Genomic DNA, 18,530 nt, shown 5'->3' with positions numbered 1-18,530 from the left:
AGAGCTAGATGAAACTGGTCCTTTTCTCGCTTGGATTGCTGGCAAGCCATTCGTTGCTGCCCATCTCCGATCGCGTCCCCGAACTGAAGGTCGAAACGCTCTGCAAGATGACGTCCGAAACTGACAAGGCGATGGGATTGGCGCTGGCACAGAGCTTTGCTGATTGCATGCGCGACGAGACGGCAGCACAGCAACAGCTCGGCACGATGTGGGCGACGACCAAGTCCACTGTCCGTGACACCTGCGAGGGCGAGGCGGTTGCAGCGGGATCCCAGAGCTATGTCGATCTGCTTACCTGCATCCAGATGACGGAGACCGCGAGTGCGCTGTCATCGCCCCCGCCGCTCAGAGGTGCGAGCAAGAATCGCAACAAGCAGTAGCGAACACGTTTCTTTCGACCCGCACCGCTACACCCGCGCCCTGCTCCAGTCGGGCACAACCGCGCCCGACACACCTTCGAACGCGCCCTCGACCAGCTCGTACACCAGGACGCGAGCGGCATCGACCGGGCCCGGCATGATGACGCGGCCCTTCGGGACCGGCTTGAAACCGACGCGGCTGTAATAGGCTTCGTCGCCGACCAGCAGCACGATCGCGTGGCCCTTTTCCCTCGCGTCCTTCAGCGCGCGTTCCATCAACTGACGGCCGATGCCGCGGTCGCGGAACGGCGGCTCGACGGTGAGCGGCCCGAGCAGCAGCGCCTTGGTCTCACCGATCAGGATCGGCAATTGCCTGACCGAGCCGACCAGCAGCGTGCCGATGCGCGCGGTAAAGGAGACGTCGAGCAGATGATCGACGTGCTCGCGGATGCGGTAGGCGCTGAGCACGAAACGGCCGGGACCGAAGGTGCGCTCATGCAGCCGCTCGATCGCCTGGGCGTCGCCGGCGGCTTCGGGAAGGATGGTCACTGAGAGGTCGGTCATGTCAGCATGCGAGATAGCATCTGCGCGCAACAAGGTCCATCGAGCTGTGTTGCACCCTCACGCGCGTGCCGCCTGGCCGAGACGGGCGTGCTCCGCAGATCCAGCAGGTTGCATCGCGAGAGCGAAACACACGCTCCACAATGAGAGCATTGTGATGGGAACGACATAATAGGGCGTGAACGTCGGATGGCTGACGAAGAATATGAGGTTGACGACAAGATTGCCGCCAACGACGAGCGCGAGCTGCCGTGCGCCGCCCCGGCCGGTCAGCAGCAGCCACGCGGTCGAACCGACCGCGAGCAGGACCAGGACGAACTGCATGTCGTGCAGATACTCGTTCAGGATCGCGAGATTGATTTCGGGGGCCGTGGCATCGTCGGAACTATAGGTGGTCGCAAACGGACTGCCAGCATTGATCGCATTGGCGACCAGTGTCGGAACCATGCCGACGGCAAAGGCGAGGCCAAAGACCAATCCGCGTACAAACGTGGCGACCGTGCGCCAGCGGAGGAAGGTCACGCCCAAGGACAGAACGTAACCCGCAACCAGGAATAGGTTCGGCAGCCTGAGATTGACCGACAATCCGAGCAGGAGACCGATCAACAGCACGAGCCAAACATCGTCCTTCGGCTTGATCAGCCACAAGGCGGTCAGATAACCCACGACGGCGCAGAGCGCCATCGTCGGCGCGATGGAATAGCTGGCCTTCGCCGGGTTGATCATCATGTAGACGGCAAGTGCGCCAAACACGCCAGCCGCCACGACCGATGACGGCGACCGCGCGTAGAAGATGGCGAGCAACGCAAATCCGCAGACGATCAGATTGACGCTGACATATAGCGGCACCACCTGATGGCCCTGCGAAAACAGCGCGAGCACGAACCCGGTGCCTGGCGGATACTGCATCACGTATTTTCCGCTGGCCGTCGGAGGATGACACGGTGCAGGGGCTCCCTCGGGATAACCTATCTCCTTCAGCTTGCCTTGCAGGAAGTGATCTTCATCCCGTGACACATCCGTATCCAGCCCGCCGATACCATGGAGCTGAAACAGGTGCGCCTGGCGCAAATAGCATATGTCGTCCCATACGCCGCGGGCTTCGGTCCAATGCGACATCACACGAACGTTGCTGGCGAGGATCAGGAGACAGATCAGGCCGAAAGCCATTTTGAGAAATTTCATTCAATCACCGTGACCAGGACCCGCGGACATCAGACGCTAGGAGTGCTTGATCGACATCAGGCCTGCGAGGAAGCCCGCAAATACCAACTGGGCCCCAACGGTGATCGCAGTCGTGGAAAGCGCCACGACGCGGAGCAGGCTCGATACGTCGAGCGGCCCGAAATGGACCTCGCTCCATTGGATGATAGCTGTAGTCAGGCCAGCGATCCCGAGCACGAAGATCGCGCTCCCCCCGAATACGAAGAACTCGAGCGTGCAGGCCTCGAGCATGCGGCCATATCTCTCGGAAGGCGGAAGAAGGTTCATATCCTTGGCGAAACTGCGGGCGATGGCCGCGAAACAAATGCCCTGGATGCCCACGACCAGACAGGTACAGGCGACGAGCATCGTCCGGATATCGAAACCGATTCCACCGATGCTGATCTGCCCGAACAAAAGTATGCTGCTGAGAATGGTACCCGTGGCAACAAGAAGCGCCCCCGGATAGAAGAACAGCCATCTCGGCGAATACAGCAGCAGGAACTTCAGATGACGCCAGCCGTCGCGCCACGTTCTGAGATGGGGCGGGCGGGATCTGCCGTCTTTCGACAGTGTGGTCGGCACCTCGGAGATCTTGAGCCCAACGATGGTCGCACGAACAACCATCTCGCTCGCAAACTCCATTCCGGTGGTGCGCAGGTCCAGTTTCGCAATTGGATCTCTGGAAAAGCCCCGCATGCCACAATGAAAATCACCGAGAGGCGTGCGGAAGAACAGACGGCCCAACCAGCTCAGGATAGGGTTTCCGAGATAGCGATGAAGGTACGGCATAGCGCCCGTTTCTATGCCACCGCGAAACCTGTTTCCCATCACCAGATCATCACCGGCCCGCAGGCGTTCCAGGAATGCATCGAGGCGTGAGAAATCATAACTATCGTCGGCGTCTCCCATGACGATGTAGCGGCCGCGGGCCGCCGCGATACCGGCGCGGAGCGCTGCGCCGTAGCCGCGCACGGGGACGTCGATGACACGAGCGCCGCCGGCCTCGGCGATGTGCCGCGAACTATCCGTGCTGCCGTTATCGGCAATCAAAACCTCGCCCGCGATCCGGGCCCGACGAAGAAACGCCTGCGCCTTGGCAACGCAAATTGCCAGCGTTTCGGCCTCATTGAGGCAAGGCATCAAGATCGTCAGTTCGAGTTCAGGCATGGTCACCTGACGCAATGTCCCAACTGGCCCTGCGCTTATCGAAGAAGGTTCGGTCAGATCCATCGATTCAAGCACTTTCGCTCGCGGGGCATGAGGACAGATAGGGCGGTCACTGCGCAACGGCGCGGCTGCGCAAGCCATTCAGACCGGCCAGCCGCCGACCGAGGTTAATCCCTGGAATTTCGATCAGCTTGTAGCAGGCCAGCGCAGGCACGGCCGCTGCGAGGATCGTCACCATTGACAGCGTCATCGCAGTTGTCCACGGGTTCAAGTGCTCGAAGAACCGCGCGCCCAGAGCTATCGCAGGCGCGACCGTGAGCATGTGCAGCAAATAGAAGCTATAAGATATCCGACCGTAGAACCGTATCAGCGGCCAATCGAGCGGCTTCATCATGCGCTGATGCGGCATCTGCGAAATCGCCAGCACGAGCAAAGCTCCGCCGATGCAATCCATCAAGATCATCAGACCGGCGTCTTGCTTGAGCATGCCCGCCACAAGGAACAGTGCTACGCCGAGGATTGGAATCCAGATCGAAGTTCGCGGTGAAACGGAGCGCGCGATCTTCGGTCCCTCAAAATGAACGAGAATTCCCGCAAGAAATGCGTAAAGCGGCGCCAGATTCGCGCCAATGAGATCCCGATACTGGCCAACGAACGACAGGCCAAACAGAACGGCGGCAACTGCGAGAAGAGGCGTCCTGCCGTGTTTCCTGTATGCTCGAACAGACATGAAGATCAGTGGAGTCGCGGCAATCTCGACCGTCAACGACCACATCACGCCATTGATGTCGCTCCTGATGAGAAGCATGTTGAGCAAGACGTTGAGTGGCGCAAACGAAGCCTCGAAGCCAACATAGAATCCAAAACGTTCATGAAGGAGCGTGAGCAGGCCGACGACCGCTATGGACGCCGGCAAGAGACGAAAAGCTCTGTTCCTGGCGAATGAAACGAAGGAAATGGAAGCGTCCCGGTCCAGGCTTCGGGCGAGAACAAACCCGCTGATGACGAAGAAAACGACGACGCAGCCAAGACCGTTGGCAAAGGCGAAATAGAGCCGCGAAGACCCCGAGGCCGGGTATTGCAAGTACATGACGCCGCAATGGTAGACCGCGACCAGAACGGCAGCCACACCGCGAAGAGATTCAAGTCTCGGGATGAAGTTGCTTTGCCCCATGCGGCCTTCTTCCTAGCACACCAGGGCCGCGAGAAAAGGAAGTTCCTTCTGCCTCATCCGGCTTTGCATTGAAATCTCACCGCCACGTCGCAATCAGCGGCCTGCCGTCCAGGACTTCCGCAAGCCGCAGCCGCGTGCCGGGCGTGGTCCCCTCGGGCAGCGCCGAGATGGCGAAGAACCCGCATTCGGCGATCTCGCGATTGGGCTTGGGCAGACGGTCCTGCTTGAACTGCCTGACGACGTAGACCGCGACATGGTCGCGGCGGGAGATGTGGCTGTTGAGAAAGATGCCGTGCAGCACGGCCTCTCCGGTGAGATCGATGTCCCCCTCCTCCTTGAGCTCGCGCCGCATCGCCTGCTCCATGGTCTCGCCATAGTCGACGCCGCCGCCGGGCAGATACCAGCCGCTGACATAGCTGTGCCTGACCAGGAACACCCTGTTCTCGGCATCCAGCACCACGGCGCGGACGCCGAGGGTCATGCCGCGGACGAACAGGAAATAGGTGTGGAAGACGTGCCGCAGCAGCGGCTCGAATTTCCGTCGCATCCGGTCGAGAGGTTCTCCCATCAGGCTTCCTTGACGCTCCGCTTCAGGATTTGGTTGTCAGGCTCGGCTTGTCAGGCTTGGCTTGTCAGGCCTGGCTTGTCAGGCCTGGCTTGCGCGCTGCCCGCGACCTTGCCATTACAGCGGACGAATAGCGAGGCAATCGCGCGCCATGACTTACAACACGCTGACCCCCTTCACGCTCGCCCATCTGTCCGACCCGCATCTGCCGCCGCTGCCGAAGCCGCGGCTGGTCGAGCTCGCGGGCAAGCGCGTGCTCGGTTACGTCAACTGGACGCGCAACCGCCACAAGTACCAGCGCCGCGAGGTGCTCGACGCCATCGTCGCCGACATGAAGGCGCAGGCGCCCGACCACATCGCGGTGACGGGCGATCTCGTCAACCTCGCGCTGGAGGCGGAGTTCGCCCCTGTCCGCGCCTGGCTCGATGATCTCGGGCCGCCCGACCGCGTCACCACGATTCCCGGCAATCACGATGCGTATGTCCGCGCCACCTTCCATCGCTTCGGCGAGACCTTTGCGCCCTATCTTGCCGGCGACGATGGCCGCATCGGCTTTCCGAGCGTGCGCCGGCGCGGGCCGCTCGCGCTGATCAGCCTGTCGACGGCAGTGCCGACTTTGCCGCTGATGGCGACGGGCACGCTCGGGCGCAATCAGCTCGCCGCGCTCGCAGCGGTGCTCGAACGGCTCGCAGCAGAGGACGTGTTCCGCGTGCTGCTGGTGCATCATCCGCTGAAGTCGCTCGCACGCCAGAAGCGGATGACCGACTCGGCCGAGCTGCTCGCGCTCGTGAGGCGCCACGGCGTCGAGCTGATTCTGCACGGGCACGACCACGTTCATTCGACGATGTGGTTCGAGGGACCCAACGGCAAGATTCCCGCGCTCGGCGTCCCTTCGGCCTCCGCACTCGCGCATGGGCGCTATCCGGCGGCGGCGTACAATCTCTTCACGATTGAGAAGGACAACGCCGGCTGGCGCTGCGAGCAGACGGTGCGGGGGCTGGGGGCTGGATTTCAGATCCAGCAAGTCAAGCATGCGAGGTTGATCTAGTCCCATGCCGTCATTCCGGGACGGCTCGAAGAGCCGAACCCGGAATCTCGAGATTCCGGGTTCGCGCTTCGCGCGTCCCGGAATGACAGCGAAACTCTCACCAGCTCCGCAACGCCGCCACAAGGGCGAGGCCGAACAGCGCGGCGGCGGCGAGGATGAAGCCGAGCACGAACGGCCAGACGCGCGAGTGGCGCCGCGGCTTCTCCGCGAGTTCGGGCACCGGCTCGGGCGGGACCACCATCGCACGCTCGCGCTCGATCATGCGGCGCGCGACGTAGTCGGTCACGGCATCCACGATGACAGCCGTGTCGTGCGATTCGGCGAGCACGACGCGGCCGAAGCGGGTGTCCTGGACGAAGCGGTACTGCCGCTTGTCGCGCCCCATCATGATGTGCGCGACCACGTCGATCCAGAGCCTGGGCGTCTCGCCCTGGCTGATGCCGCGGTCGAACAGGTCGATCTGATCGGGCACCTGCGCGAACAGCGGGTCGAGCGCGTCGTTGAGGATCTCCAGCCGCGCCACTTCCGCGTCGCGGAGGTCGACGACGACGCCGGTCCGATCGGCGGCCTCGATCCGCGCGCGCAGCAGCGCATCGCGCAGCCGCACCGGGCGCGGCTGGCTGGGGTGGGTCCCGCTGGTCTCGGGCTCTGACATCGTCGGCCTCGTCCTCATTTGCCGCAATTAACCTATCAGCAACCAAACCGTCCGCAAAGGGCCCACAATTCCAGATACTTACGGCGCCCACAGGCGCCGACCTGTGCCAAAAACAGACGATCCCACCCAGGCAGAGCCTGGATGGGACCATCCGTCCTTGGACGTCTTCTTAATTCAGCTCGGCGGGTAGGCCCTCAGGCCGAGACGCGCGAGGGCTCTTCCACGATCGAGAAGCGGACGCCGGCCTTGTGGCGGCTCTCCTCCGAGACTTCCCTCCAGCAGTCCTCTGCTTCCTTGCGGGTCTTGAAGGGGCCTTTCACCTGGGCCGAGCCTTCCACCAGCTTGTGAAAGTTCATCGAGCCGAACTCGCCGCCGATCACCCAGAAATTGCTGCCATTGGTCATTGTCAGTCTCCTCTCGAAGCGCGTGGTGCGTTAGCCGAACTGGTTCATGGTGTTGTGGACGCCGCCCGCCTTGAGGGCGGCTTCACCTGCGAAGTACTCCTTGTGGTCGTCGCCGATGTCGGAGCCGGCCATGTTCTGGTGCTTCACGCAGGCGATGCCCTGACGGATCTCGGCGCGCTGGACGTTCTTGACGTAGCCCAGCATGCCCTGCTCGCCGAAATACTCGCGGGCGAGATTGTCGGTCGAGAGCGCAGCCGTGTGGTAGGTCGGCAGCGTGATCAGGTGGTGGAAGATGCCGGCGCGCTTGGCCGAATCCGCCTGGAAGGTGCGGATGCGCTCGTCGGCTTCCTTCGCCAGCGGCGTGTCGTCGTACTCCGCCTTCATCAGCTCGGCACGGTTGTACTTGCTGACGTCCTGGCCCGCCTCCTTCATCGCGTCGTAGACCTGCCAACGGAAGTTGAGGGTCCAGTTGAAGGACGGCGAGTTGTTGTAGGCGAGCTTGGCGTTCGGCACGACCTTGCGGATGCGGTCGACCATGCTGGCGATCTGCTCGATATGCGGCTTCTCGGTCTCGATCCAGAGCAGGTCGGCGCCGTTCTGGAGCGAGGTGATGCAGTCGAGCACGCAGCGGTCGGCACCGGTGCCGGGACGGAACTGGTAGAGGTTGGAGGGCAGCCGCTTCGGACGCATCATCTTGCCGTTGCGGTTGATGATGACGTCGCCGTTGCGGGCGTTCTCCGGCGTCACTTCCTCGCAATCGAGGAAGCTGTTGTACTGGTCGCCGATGTCACCGGGCTTGTGGCTGACGGCGATCTGCTGCGTCAGGCCGGCGCCGAGCGAGTCGGTGCGGGTCACGACGATGCCGTCTTCGACGCCGAGCTCGAGGAAGGCGTGGCGGCAGGCGCGGATCTTGGCGAGGAAGACGTCATGCGGCACGGTGACCTTGCCGTCCTGATGGCCGCACTGCTTCTCGTCGGAAACCTGGTTCTCGATCTGGAGCGCGCAGGCGCCCGCCTCGATCATCTTCTTGGCGAGCAGATAGGTCGCCTCCGCATTGCCGAAGCCGGCATCGATATCGGCGATGACGGGCACGACATGGGTCTGGAAGTTATCGATCTTCTCGATCAGCTCCTTCTCGCGGGCCTTGTCTCCTTCCTTGCGCGCCTTGTCGAGCAGACGGAAGATGTCGTTGAGCTCGCGCGAGTCCGCCTGACGCAGGAAGGTGTAGAGCTCCTCGATCAGCGCCGGCACCGCGGTTTTCTCGTGCATCGACTGGTCGGGCAGCGGGCCGAACTCGGAGCGCAGCGCCGCGATCATCCAGCCGGAGAGATAGAGGTAGGTGCGATCCGTCTTGCCGCCGAAATGCTTCTTGACCGAGATCAGCTTCTGCTGGGCGATGAAGCCGTGCCAGCAACCCAGCGACTGGGTGTACTTGGTCGGATCCTTGTCATAGGCCGCCATGTCGGCGCGCATCAGCGCCGCGGTATAGCGCGCGATATCGAGGCCGGTCTTGAAACGATTCTGCAGGCGCATGCGTGCGACGGCCTCGGCCGTCACCCCGTTCCAGGTCGGCTTGGTCTGAAGCAGCGCCTGGGCTGCCTCGATCTCGCTCTGATAGGACGCCGGACGCTCGAGAGCGCTGATGCCACGGGGCTGGTAATTCATGTGCCTGATCCTTCTCAATGATGACGAAGCCTCTCGCCCTCGTCATCGACATTTTTGACAGTGCATTGCGAAATGCGTGTCATGAGCTAAACGCGAGAAAAGGAAGTTCGTACAGAGGCCTTGCATTTGAATGGTGATGTCATGTAACATCAGAACATGTAATTGTGGTTATATTGTCAATTTTGTAAAATTTTTGTCAGCATGCCTGCCTTTCACGCTACGGAGGTCTGAGAAATGCCTGCCAAATCCGCTGCTTTCTCCCGCTCCCCCTTCTTGCGCGGAGAGGGTCGGGGTGAGGGGCTCTCTCGGCGAGACCGACTCTCACCTCCCTCCCGAAGAGCCCGCCTCACCCGGATCGCATCTGCGATGCGCCATGGCCGAAGGTTCGCTTCGGCGTTGTTCAGGACGGCCGCCGAGGGCGGCCTCTGCCTCTCCCCGCAAGCGGAGCGAGGCGAAGAGGGGAGCCGCTGATGCCCGCCGAATCCGGGAAGAAACTGTTCGTCGGGCCGCGCTTCCGGAGGATCCGGCAGCAATTGGGGCTGTCGCAGACCCAGATCGCCGAGGGGCTCGGGATCTCGCCAAGCTACGTCAACCTGATCGAGCGCAACCAGCGCCCGGTGACGGCTCAGATCCTGCTGCGGCTGGCCGAGAGCTATGACCTCGATTTGCGCGACCTCGCAACCGCCGACGAGGACCGCTTCTTCGCCGAGCTCAACGAGATCTTCTCCGATCCCCTGTTCCGCCAGATCGACGTACCCAAGCAGGAGCTGCGCGATCTCGCCGAACTCTGCCCCGGCGTCACGCACGCGCTGCAACGGCTCTACGCCGCCTATACCGAGGCGCGCCAGGGCGAAACGCTGGCGGCGGCGCAAATGGCTGACCGCGACGTCGGCCCGCGCTTCGAGGCCAATCCGGTCGAGCGCGTGCGCGAGCTGATCGAGGCCAACCGCAATTATTTTCCGGAGCTGGAGCAGGCAGCGGAGGCCCTGCGCGACGAACTGAACGTGCCGGCTGAAGGACTCTATGCGGCGCTCGCCGCGCGTCTGCGCGAAAAGCACTCGATCCAGACCCGCATCATGCCTGTCGACGTGATGCGCGAGACGCTCAGGCGGTTCGACCGCCACCGCCGCCAGCTGCTGATCTCGGAACTGGTCGATCCGCCCGGCCGCGCGTTCCAGCTCGCCTTTCAGCTCGGCCTTGGCGAATGTGCGCAAGCCCTTGAGACCATCATCGGCCGCGCCGGCCCGCTCGACGACGCCCCGCGCCGGCTGTTCCGCATCACGCTCGGCAACTACTTCGCGGCAGCCGTGATGATGCCGTATCCGGCGTTCCTCGCGGCGGCCGAAGCGCTCAACTACGACATCCACGTGCTGGCGCAGCGCTTCAATTCCGGCTTCGAGCAGGTCTGCCACCGCCTCACCACGCTGCAACGGCCGAACGCGCGCGGCATCCCGTTCTTCCTCTTGCGCGTCGACAATGCCGGCAACGTCTCCAAACGCTTTTCGTCGGGCACGTTCCCCTTCTCCAAGTTCGGCGGCACGTGCCCGTTGTGGAACGTGCACTCGACCTTCGACACGCCGGATCGCCTGCTCAAGCAGGTGATCGAGCTTCCCGACAGTACGCGCTATTTCTCGATCGCGCAGATGGTGCGCCGGCCCGTGGCGCCGCATCCGCTGCCGCAGCCGCGCTTCGCCATCGGCCTCGGCTGCGAGATCCGCCACGCCGCGCGCCTCACTTATGCCGCCGGCACGGACCTCGAGAAGACCGAGGGCACGCCGATCGGCGTCAACTGCCGCCTCTGCGAGCGCGAAAACTGCGCCCAGCGCGCCGAGCCGCCGATCACGCGCACGCTGATCCTGGACGAGACGACGAGACGGGTATCGAGCTTCGCGTTCTCGAATGCGAGGGAGTTGTGAGGGCAGGAATCGCGCGGGCATTGCTTCGCGTTTGGCGGAAGGCATCCGCTACACCCACCGCTGTCATCGCCCGCGAAGGCGGGCGATCCAGTACGCCGCAGCGGCTGTGATTGAACCGAGACGCCGCGGAGTACTGGATGCCCCGCCTTCGCAGGGCATGACAGCGGAAAATGAGGCATGACTGACCCGCCTCACGCCAGCGTATGCACGATCACCGGCCCCGCAGCGGCACTCGCATGTCCCACCAGAAGCGGGCCCAGATCCTTCTCGATCCAGGCGATGGCGCGCTTGTTCGCTTCCTCGGCCTGCTCGAACTTGTCGAAGATCGAGATCGCGGTGACCGTGTCGTCGCCGGCATAGACGACGTAATAGGCGCGGAAACCGTCGACGTCGCTGATGATCGGAACGGCGCCGTCCTTGATGCGGCGCGCCAGCTCTTCCGCGCTCCCGCTTTTTGCCTTGGCCTGACGGATGGCGGCATACATGGCATCCTCCCTTCCGGCTGTCTGGATTCGGGGCTTGCTGCCCTCCGATGAATCTACACCTCAGTACCCATCCCGTCATCCTGAGGTGCGAGGCCTGCAGTGCAGAGCACCGCAGGGGGAGCCTCGAAGGATGCACGGCCGATGCAGCTGGGCCGTCGCCCTTCGAGGGCGGCTGAAGAAGCGGCCACCTCAGGGCGACGGATGACAGGCTGGCGCCCGCGCTGTCGGCCTTGGTTAACCCGTCCCTAATCCATCCGCGCGATCTGCAACCGGCGGTTAAGCACGCCTCAACATCGGTGCCTTAGTGTTGCCCCACTCACTTTTCGCAAACAACGGTGGCCTATCCTGCCCGGCGAAGTGACATCAGGGGGTTCATCATGCGCATTGCGTTGCTGCTGACCGCAACCATTGTCGGCGCGCTCTTCGCCAATCCGTCCCATGCCGGCTCGCTCGATGCCGCCGGCGCAGCGCAGCCGCTGCCGCCCGGCTTCCAGAGCTACCGCGGCTACATGTTCGACCTCACGGAGAATTCCGAGCGCAAGGACGTCGACAAGCTCACCAAGAATGTGAAGCAGCAGATCGACGTCGTCGAAGCAGCCGGTCTGTCGCCGCGCGTGCTGCGCTTCTTCCGCACCGTCCCGATCGTCGCGAGCGAGCTCGCCTGTCTCGACGAGGGCGCCGCGACCGCCTGCTACGGCCGCGTCACGCCGGACATCCAGCGCAGCGCGCCGCGGACGCTGACGGTGTGGGATCATGACAAGCAGCGCTGGACCAATCCCAATGCCGTCGACCTCGCGGTCGATTCGGGCCTCGGCGTCATCATGCTGCGCCCGGACATGATGCGCTACGAGAAGGAGGCCGTGCTGCTGCACGAGCTGCTGCACGCCTATCACGCCCGGCTGTTGCCGGACGGCTACGCCAACAAGGGCGTGATCCTCTATTACGCGCTGGCCAAGACCAAGGATCTCCTGCCCAAGGAATCCTATGCGATGAAGAATCCCATGGAGTTCTTTGCCGTGACCGGCAGCATCTTCCTGGCGGGCAAGAGCGAATTCCACGATCCGAAGTCGCGCGAGGCGCTCAAGGAGAAGATGCCGGACTATTACAAATATCTGGTCGGCGTGTTCGGCTTCGACCCCGACCCGGCGGCCTCGAGCGGACCGGTCGCCTCGCTGAAATAAGGCGTCTGCGCCAATCCACCCCAAAAGCCGCGCCAGCCAGCGCGGCTTTTTTGTTTTGCCAACCGGAAGCTGCGGATGACGCCTGGGGAGGAATTGCCAAGGTGGGGCCCGATCTGCATAGTCCCGCCCGCATCGAGACTGTTTTCAAGAGGATAGAACAACATGGCGGACGCCGACCTGGATGTCGTGATCCGGCAACTGGCCAGACAACTGCATACGGGCCTGATGACCCGCGCCAAGGAGCGGCGGGATCGCTTCAACGGCCTTGCGGCCAAGGCCAAGGGCAAGGAGGCCGGCGAGCGCTTCAAGATGATGGCCAAGGCCACCATGGAGCAGGCCACCGCTGCCGCCAGGCGCCTGCAGATGTCCGCCGACAACGTCGCCGACAGCTACGCCAGGTCGATGCGGATTGCCGCGAGCACGCCGGTGGCAGTGAAGGCGGAGAAGACGAAGGAAGAGAAGCCGGCGAAGAAGGCCAAGGCGAAGAAGGCGAAAGCCAAGAAGGCGAAGTAGGCGCGGCTCGTGCGCGTCACCTCTCCCTGCTTGCGGGCTGCTTGCGGGGGCGGTCGGATTGCCCCGGCGATGCGAAGCATCGTCCGGCGCGATCCGGGTGAGGGGGTAGAGGTACCGCGGCCGTCGCGCGTGTGGATAGAGTCCCTCGCCTCAACCCTCTCAGCGCGAGCGAAGCTCGTCGCGCCCCCTCAAGAACGGGAGAGCGAGAGAAGCACTCTTCACCTTCTCGGCGCCGCCACCTGGGTCGGCTCGGCGCTCGCGAGCTCGGCGAGCTTGGCGCGTGCGGCCTCGCGGGTCCGGACGTCCTTGCCGGCGGGCAGCGCCAGCGCGGCCTCGAAATCGGCGCGGGCGTCGTCGGCCTGACCGCGGGCGAGGAAGGCAAGGCCCCGGTCGAGGCGGGCCTGCGCGTCCGAGGGGTCGAGGCGGATCGCCGTGTTGTAGCTCAGGATCGCGCGGTCGAGATCGCCGGTCGCAGCAAGCGCCAGGGCGCGCTGGTGATAGGGCGCGGCGAGCTTTGGATCATGCGCGATCGCCTCGTCGTAATCCTCGATGGCGCGTGCGAGGTCGCCGTTCTGGCGGTGGGCCAGCGCGCGGTCGCGATAGAGCGAGGCGCGATTGGGATTGAGGTGGATGGCCTCGTCGAAATCGGCGATCGCCCGGCGGAAGTCGCCGTGGCGCAGCGCGATCCGTCCGCGCCCCTCATAGGCAAAGGCGATCAGCGAGCCGCGCAGCGGCGAGAAGCCGATCACGGCCGAGCAGATGTCGGGATCGTCCTCGTCGCCGCAATTGACGACCATGTGCGTGGACAGCCCGATCAGCACGCAAAGGACGATCAGCAATGGTACGGCAGTTCTGGTCATCTTCGATCGTGGCCGGCGCCGGGCCGGCCACGCATCCCCTTTCGAAGGAAGTGGCTCGCCTGCGTGTTAACACCGGCTGGGGCCATCCTTTGTGCGCCAGGTCACAAACCCAGGCACAATTCCTGACCGGCTCCATCAGCCCCAAGGCCCACGAGAAGGGCCACGAGACGGCCCGCGCGAGGACGAGCGGCCCCAGGGGCCCTGCGGCGGATAGTTCTCGTTGGCGCCAACCGATGGCGCCGCATGTGTGCCGAGCTGCGCCGCAAGCTGCTGGAGCGCCGCGATGCGATTCTGCGTCGAGGGGTGGGTGGCGAACAGATTGTCCACGCCATGGCCCGACAGCGGATTGATGATGAACATGTGCGCGGTCGCAGGATTGCGCTCGGCCTCGAAATTCGGGACCTGGTGCGCCGCGCCCTCGATCTTCACCAGCGCCGAGGCCAGCCACATCGGCTGTCCGACGATGCGCGCGCCGAGATCGTCGGCGGCGTATTCGCGGGTGCGGCTGATGGCCATCTGCACGAGCATCGCGCCGAGCGGCGCCAGGATCATCATCAGGATCGAGCTGACGATGCCCGGACCGTTGTTGTCGCGGTGGCCGCCGAAGAACATGCCGAACTGCGCCAGCATGGAGATCGCGCCGGCGATGGTGGCGGTGATGGTCATCAGCAGCGTGTCGTGGTTCTTGATATGCGCAAGCTCGTGCGCGATCACACCGGCGAGCTCCTCGCGGCTGAGCTGGTTCATCAGTCCGATGGTGACGGCGACGGCCGCATTTTCCGGATTGCGGCCGGTCGCGAACGCATTTGGCTGCGGCTCATCCATCACGAACACGCGCGGCATCGGCAATCCTGCGCGGCCGGCAAGCTCGGCGACGAGGCCGACCAGTTCCGGCGCGCTGGCGCGGTCGACCTGATGGGCCCCGTACATCGAGAGCACCATGCGATCAGAGTTCCAGTAGGTGAAGAGATTGGTCGCAGCCGCGATGACGAGCGCGATCATGGCGCCCGAGGCACCGCCGATCAGATAGCCCACGCCCATGAACAGGGCAGTGAGGCCTGCGAGCAGCATTGCGGTACGAAGATAGTTCATGGCCGTCTCCCAAACCGGCCGCGGGCGGGCCTTCGGCCGGCATCTTCGAAGTATGATTGGCGCCGTGCATCGCAAGGTTCATGCGTCGCGGAGCCGCAGATCGAGGGCGGTGCGGCCAGCCTTTCCCCAGCCGCTAAAGCTTGACCGGGAATTGTGCAAAAACGCGTGCGCACGCTTAGCAACCTGGAAAGCGCGGCGTCGGCATAGTGGCGGTAACCTGGCACACTGCGCGGCCCTTGCGCATTGACCGGTTCCATCGGCTTCCGTCCGCAAGGTGACCGTCATGGTAGACCGCTCGCGCGCCGCTTCCGTGGACTCCGCATCCGCTCCCTCCTCTCACGAGACCGACGCGAAAGGATTGCAGGAGGCGCTGCACGAGCAGCTGTTCGCCAATGACGAGCCCGGCCACGCGCCCGAAGCGCAGACCGCACCGGACTCAGGGCGGCGCTCGCCGCATCTGCGACGTGGCGCTAAGATCGCGATCGGACTTGCGATCACCGCCGTGTTCGGCTGGCTGCCGCTGCGCGCGATCTGGGAATATTCGAGCGTCGAGGCCGTGCTGAATTCCCGCCTCGTCACCCTGCGAACGCCGATCGGTGGCCGCGTCGCGGCCGCCCATCGCATGATCGATCAAGCGAGGCTCGACGCCGGAACCGTGGTCCTGCGCGTGGTGAACTCACGCAGCGACCGCACCCGCCTCGACGATCTCCGGCGGCAGAAATCTCGCCTGGAGAACGAGCGACCGAGCCTGGCCGCCAAGCTCGCCTCCGCTCAATCCGCACAGAAGGATCTGGCACGGCAGGCCGCGCAATTCCGCGACGGACGGGTCCTCCAGCTCGAAGCCCGCATCGCCGAGATTCAGACCTCGATCGAAGCGGCCGCGGCGCGACGCGACGAGGCCAGCGCCGCGGTCGAGCGCGCCTCGTCGCTGGCGAAATCGGGCAATGTCTCGACCGTCGAGCTGGCGCGGCTGACGCGCGAGCTCTCGGTGGCGCAGCAGACCGAGCTCGGCGCGCGCAAGCGGCTGGATGCCGCCAAGGTCGAGCTTGCCGCGGCACAGAACGGCTCGTTCCTCGGCGACAGCTACAACGACCGCCCGAGCTCGGTGCAGCGCGAGGAGGAGATGCGCCAGCGCGCCAGCGACCTCGAGGCCGATCTCGCCCGCATCGACACCGAGATCGCCTGGCTCGCCAACGAGATCATCGTCGAGGAGGTCCGCTTCGCCGACCTCTCCGAGGCCAACATCACGACGCCCGTTGCGGGCCGCGTCTGGGAGATGATGACCTCGCCCGGCGAGGACGTGCAGGCGGGTCAGCCGCTGCTCAAGGTGCTCGATTGCAGCAGCGCCGTCATCACCGCCAATGTCACCGAGAACGTCTACAACCGCCTGCAGCTCGGAGATCACGCCACGTTCGAGCCGAACGACGGCGGCGCGGCGATCTCGGGCACGGTCGTCAATCTGACCGGGGGCGCGGGTGCGCCCGCCAATCTCGCCATCAATCCGGACGCGCTGAGCAAGGAGCCTTACCGCGTGACCGTTGCGCTCGCTGATGCCGCCGCCCACGGCTGCACGGTGGGACGCACCGGCCGTGTCGTGTTTGCCGGCCGCGAAGGCGCATCGTGACGATGGCGCTGGCGCCCGGCCTGATTGCGCTCGGCGCCTTCACGGCGATCGCGCCGCTGCTGAGGCGCGACAGCACGATGGCCCGCTCGTTCCTGGCCGTGGTGTCGCTGGCGCTGCTGCTTCGTTATCTTCATTGGCGCGTGACTTCGACGCTGCCTCCGCTACGCCTGACGGCGGATGCCGTGACCGGCTATCCCTTCATGCTGCTGGAGGCCGCCTCGCTGGTTGCGGTCGCGCTGTCGCTGCTGTTCCTCAGCCGCACGCGCGACCGCACCAAGGCGCCCAGGATCGCCAGCCGCGCCAGCGATCCGGGCGCGCCGCTGATCGACGTCTTCATCTGCACCTACAACGAGGAGCGATCAATCCTCGAGCGCACGATCATCGGCGCCACCGGCATGGAGTACGGCAATTACCGCGTCTGGCTGCTCGACGACGGCCGCCGCCCTTGGCTGCGGCGGCTCGCCGGCGATCTCGGCTGCCGTTATCTGACGCGGCCCGACAACCGCGATGCCAAGGCCGGCAACATCAATCATGCGCTGAGGCATGTCGGCACGCTGGCCGAGCCGCCGCAATTCGTGGCCATCCTCGATGCGGATTTCGTGCCGCGGCCGGACTTCCTGGCCCGAACCATCTCGCTGATGGACGACGCATCGGTCGGCGTGGTGCAGACGCCGCAGCATTTCATCAATCCCGACCCGATCCAGACCAATCTCGCCGCGACCGACGTCTGGCCCGACGAGCAGCGCTTCTTCTTCGACATATTGATGCCGGCCAAGGACGCCTGGGGCGTCGCGTTCTGCTGCGGCACGTCATCTCTCATTCGCTATGAGGGGCTTGTGCAGATCGGCGGCTTTCCGACCGATTCCGTCACGGAAGATTATCTCGTCACGCTTCGCCTGAAGGAATGCGGCCTCACCACGGTCTATCTCAACGAGCGGCTGACGATCGGCCTCGCACCGGAGGGGCTGAAGGAATACATCACCCAGCGCGCCCGCTGGTGTCTCGGCTTCATGCAGATCGTCCGCGGCCGCAGCGGACCGTTTTCGCGGGCATCAAAACTCTCTTTCATTGACCGGCTCTCGCTGGTCGACGCCTTCATGAGCTGGGCCGCGGTTTACTCCGCAAAGATCGCGGGTCTCGTCGTGCCCTGGCTGTTCCTGTTGTTCGGCATCAAGGCGGTGCAGGCCGATCTCACCGAGCTGCTCCGCTTCTTCCTGCCGTTCTATGTTTGGCACGGACTCAGCATGGCCTGGCTGTCGCACGGCCGGTCGCTCGCGATGATGACCGACGTCTCGCAACTGATCGCCGCGCCCGCGGTGCTGAAGGCGGTGGCGGCCGGCCTGCTGAAGCCACAGGGGCACAAATTCAAGGTCACCGCGAAAGGCGGCGACCGCGACAACAGATTCGTCGAATGGCCGTTGCTGCGAATCTATGGCAGTGCGCTGGTCATCACGCTCGTGTCGATCGCCTACGCTTTCATCCTGCATTTGCGCGGCGAGAACATCGCCTACGGCGGGCTGGCGCTGGCGTGGAGCCTCTATAACGCATTCATCCTCACCGTGGTCTGCTTCGTCTGCATCGAGCAGCCGCGCAAGCGAAAGGCGGAACGCTTCCACCGCAATGAACCCGTGCTGCTGCGCCAGGACGGCAAGTCGCACCTGGCGCGGCTTGCCGACATCTCCATCACGGGCGCCCGGCTGATCGATCCCGATCCGCCGCTTCCCGGCAGCACGATCGAGTGCCAGATCTATGGCCGCTCGATCGCGGCCGTCGTGGTGCGGCGGACGACGGACGGTTTTGCGGTCCGCTTCGCGGAGGGCATGGATACGCGTGTGCACGCGATCCGGGCGTTCTATGCCGGCGAATATGTGCGCGCCTACCGGGGCGTCAGAGCGTTCCCGGTTGGGAAGGCGCTGCTGATGCGACTGTTTGGCTAGCTCGCGTTCCGCGGCCCGGCCTGGCATGGAAAGGATGGCCTGAGGGTGTGAGTTCACCTAAAGCGCGATGAGACTTGGATAAATCGTCATCGCGCTTTAGGTTGTTGTTTGCGCATGA

At 64.2% G+C, this 18,530-nt stretch carries 18 protein-coding genes; 7 read left to right on the top strand and 11 right to left on the bottom strand.

All coding sequences use genetic code 11. The annotated features are described in order from the left end of the window. Positions 1-8 precede the first annotated feature (8 nt). Positions 9-380, top strand: a complete 372-nt coding sequence (locus AC5V87_RS10415) for a hypothetical protein (RefSeq protein ID WP_456840199.1) — start codon at positions 9-11, stop codon at positions 378-380. A 27-nt stretch (positions 381-407) separates the two neighbouring features. Here the strand turns inward: AC5V87_RS10415 and AC5V87_RS10410 are convergent, their stop codons facing one another. The 5 genes from AC5V87_RS10410 to AC5V87_RS10390 form a co-directional block, all read right to left on the bottom strand. Continuing rightward, positions 408-923 (bottom strand): GNAT family N-acetyltransferase, encoded by a 516-nt coding sequence (locus AC5V87_RS10410; RefSeq protein WP_456840200.1) that lies wholly within the window; start codon positions 921-923, stop codon positions 408-410. A 57-nt stretch (positions 924-980) separates the two neighbouring features. Further along, on the bottom strand, positions 981-2,105 hold the full coding sequence (locus AC5V87_RS10405) for a hypothetical protein (RefSeq protein ID WP_495370897.1): 1,125 nt from the start codon (positions 2,103-2,105) through the stop codon (positions 981-983). 36 nt (positions 2,106-2,141) lie between these two features. Then, entirely contained in the window at positions 2,142-3,293 is a 1,152-nt protein-coding gene (locus AC5V87_RS10400) for a glycosyltransferase family 2 protein (RefSeq protein WP_456840202.1), read from the bottom strand. Positions 3,294-3,402: 109 nt separating this feature from the next. Then, positions 3,403-4,467, bottom strand: a complete 1,065-nt coding sequence (locus AC5V87_RS10395; protein WP_495370896.1) for an acyltransferase family protein — start codon at positions 4,465-4,467, stop codon at positions 3,403-3,405. A 76-nt stretch (positions 4,468-4,543) separates the two neighbouring features. Further along, a complete protein-coding gene (locus AC5V87_RS10390) occupies positions 4,544-5,035 on the bottom strand; it encodes an NUDIX domain-containing protein (RefSeq protein WP_456840204.1) in 492 nt (163 codons plus the stop codon). A gap of 163 nt (positions 5,036-5,198) precedes the next feature. Here AC5V87_RS10390 and AC5V87_RS10385 point away from each other — a divergent pair, with 163 nt between their 5' ends. Beyond that, entirely contained in the window at positions 5,199-6,080 is an 882-nt protein-coding gene (locus tag AC5V87_RS10385) for a metallophosphoesterase family protein (RefSeq protein WP_495371876.1), read from the top strand. 97 nt (positions 6,081-6,177) lie between these two features. On the opposite strand, the gene AC5V87_RS10380 is transcribed toward AC5V87_RS10385, so the two are convergent. The 3 genes from AC5V87_RS10380 to AC5V87_RS10370 all read right to left on the bottom strand — a co-directional run bounded on the left by AC5V87_RS10380 (position 6,178) and on the right by AC5V87_RS10370 (position 8,804). Next, entirely contained in the window at positions 6,178-6,735 is a 558-nt protein-coding gene (locus AC5V87_RS10380) for a hypothetical protein (protein ID WP_495370895.1), read from the bottom strand. Between the two features lie 194 nt (positions 6,736-6,929). After that, positions 6,930-7,139 carry a DUF4170 domain-containing protein gene (locus AC5V87_RS10375; RefSeq protein WP_235539943.1) on the bottom strand — a complete coding sequence of 70 codons (210 nt, stop codon included), beginning with the start codon at positions 7,137-7,139 and terminating at the stop codon, positions 6,930-6,932. A 30-nt stretch (positions 7,140-7,169) separates the two neighbouring features. Beyond that, positions 7,170-8,804: an isocitrate lyase gene (locus AC5V87_RS10370; RefSeq protein ID WP_456840206.1), complete on the bottom strand. Its 1,635-nt coding sequence runs from the start codon at positions 8,802-8,804 to the stop codon at positions 7,170-7,172. A gap of 470 nt (positions 8,805-9,274) precedes the next feature. On the opposite strand from AC5V87_RS10370, the gene AC5V87_RS10365 reads away from it, so the two are divergent. Beyond that, complete coding sequence (locus AC5V87_RS10365; RefSeq protein WP_495370894.1) at positions 9,275-10,720, top strand: helix-turn-helix domain-containing protein; 1,446 nt, start codon at positions 9,275-9,277, stop codon at positions 10,718-10,720. Between the two features lie 191 nt (positions 10,721-10,911). On the opposite strand, the gene AC5V87_RS10360 is transcribed toward AC5V87_RS10365, so the two are convergent. After that, positions 10,912-11,205: an antibiotic biosynthesis monooxygenase gene (locus AC5V87_RS10360; RefSeq protein WP_456840208.1), complete on the bottom strand. Its 294-nt coding sequence runs from the start codon at positions 11,203-11,205 to the stop codon at positions 10,912-10,914. A gap of 377 nt (positions 11,206-11,582) precedes the next feature. On the opposite strand from AC5V87_RS10360, the gene AC5V87_RS10355 reads away from it, so the two are divergent. Then, entirely contained in the window at positions 11,583-12,386 is an 804-nt protein-coding gene (locus AC5V87_RS10355) for a hypothetical protein (RefSeq protein WP_495370893.1), read from the top strand. A 162-nt stretch (positions 12,387-12,548) separates the two neighbouring features. Continuing rightward, the gene (locus AC5V87_RS10350) at positions 12,549-12,899 is read left to right on the top strand and encodes a hypothetical protein (protein ID WP_495370892.1); all 351 of its coding nucleotides are present in this window, start codon (positions 12,549-12,551) and stop codon (positions 12,897-12,899) included. 218 nt (positions 12,900-13,117) lie between these two features. Here AC5V87_RS10350 and AC5V87_RS10345 read toward each other — a convergent pair whose 3' ends face one another. Together AC5V87_RS10345 and htpX are read right to left on the bottom strand one after the other, a co-directional pair. Further along, complete coding sequence (locus AC5V87_RS10345; protein ID WP_495370891.1) at positions 13,118-13,759, bottom strand: tetratricopeptide repeat protein; 642 nt, start codon at positions 13,757-13,759, stop codon at positions 13,118-13,120. Positions 13,760-13,894: 135 nt separating this feature from the next. After that, positions 13,895-14,851 carry a zinc metalloprotease HtpX gene (htpX, locus tag AC5V87_RS10340; RefSeq protein WP_495370890.1) on the bottom strand — a complete coding sequence of 319 codons (957 nt, stop codon included), beginning with the start codon at positions 14,849-14,851 and terminating at the stop codon, positions 13,895-13,897. 283 nt (positions 14,852-15,134) lie between these two features. On the opposite strand from htpX, the gene AC5V87_RS10335 reads away from it, so the two are divergent. Then, a complete protein-coding gene (locus AC5V87_RS10335; RefSeq protein WP_495370889.1) occupies positions 15,135-16,475 on the top strand; it encodes an HlyD family secretion protein in 1,341 nt (446 codons plus the stop codon). Continuing rightward, complete coding sequence (locus AC5V87_RS10330; RefSeq protein WP_495370888.1) at positions 16,472-18,412, top strand: glycosyltransferase; 1,941 nt, start codon at positions 16,472-16,474, stop codon at positions 18,410-18,412. The genes AC5V87_RS10335 and AC5V87_RS10330 overlap by 4 nt, the downstream gene beginning before the upstream one ends. Positions 18,413-18,530 lie beyond the last annotated feature (118 nt).

Source organism: Bradyrhizobium sp. SOJA106, assembly GCF_059448745.1.
Note: the sequence above shows the minus strand (reverse complement) of the source record. Positions and strands in the feature narration are given on the sequence as shown.

Coding starts and splice junctions, on each gene's coding strand:
- AC5V87_RS10415 (WP_456840199.1), top strand. CDS start 9: ATGAAACTGGTCCTTTTCTCGCTTGGATTGCTGGCAAGCCATTCGTTG.
- AC5V87_RS10410 (WP_456840200.1), bottom strand. CDS start 923: ATGACCGACCTCTCAGTGACCATCCTTCCCGAAGCCGCCGGCGACGCC.
- AC5V87_RS10405 (WP_495370897.1), bottom strand. CDS start 2,105: ATGAAATTTCTCAAAATGGCTTTCGGCCTGATCTGTCTCCTGATCCTC.
- AC5V87_RS10400 (WP_456840202.1), bottom strand. CDS start 3,293: ATGCCTGAACTCGAACTGACGATCTTGATGCCTTGCCTCAATGAGGCC.
- AC5V87_RS10395 (WP_495370896.1), bottom strand. CDS start 4,467: ATGGGGCAAAGCAACTTCATCCCGAGACTTGAATCTCTTCGCGGTGTG.
- AC5V87_RS10390 (WP_456840204.1), bottom strand. CDS start 5,035: ATGGGAGAACCTCTCGACCGGATGCGACGGAAATTCGAGCCGCTGCTG.
- AC5V87_RS10380 (WP_495370895.1), bottom strand. CDS start 6,735: ATGTCAGAGCCCGAGACCAGCGGGACCCACCCCAGCCAGCCGCGCCCG.
- AC5V87_RS10375 (WP_235539943.1), bottom strand. CDS start 7,139: ATGACCAATGGCAGCAATTTCTGGGTGATCGGCGGCGAGTTCGGCTCG.
- AC5V87_RS10370 (WP_456840206.1), bottom strand. CDS start 8,804: ATGAATTACCAGCCCCGTGGCATCAGCGCTCTCGAGCGTCCGGCGTCC.
- AC5V87_RS10365 (WP_495370894.1), top strand. CDS start 9,275: ATGCCCGCCGAATCCGGGAAGAAACTGTTCGTCGGGCCGCGCTTCCGG.
- AC5V87_RS10360 (WP_456840208.1), bottom strand. CDS start 11,205: ATGTATGCCGCCATCCGTCAGGCCAAGGCAAAAAGCGGGAGCGCGGAA.
- AC5V87_RS10355 (WP_495370893.1), top strand. CDS start 11,583: ATGCGCATTGCGTTGCTGCTGACCGCAACCATTGTCGGCGCGCTCTTC.
- AC5V87_RS10350 (WP_495370892.1), top strand. CDS start 12,549: ATGGCGGACGCCGACCTGGATGTCGTGATCCGGCAACTGGCCAGACAA.
- AC5V87_RS10345 (WP_495370891.1), bottom strand. CDS start 13,759: ATGACCAGAACTGCCGTACCATTGCTGATCGTCCTTTGCGTGCTGATC.
- htpX (WP_495370890.1), bottom strand. CDS start 14,851: ATGAACTATCTTCGTACCGCAATGCTGCTCGCAGGCCTCACTGCCCTG.
- AC5V87_RS10335 (WP_495370889.1), top strand. CDS start 15,135: ATGGTAGACCGCTCGCGCGCCGCTTCCGTGGACTCCGCATCCGCTCCC.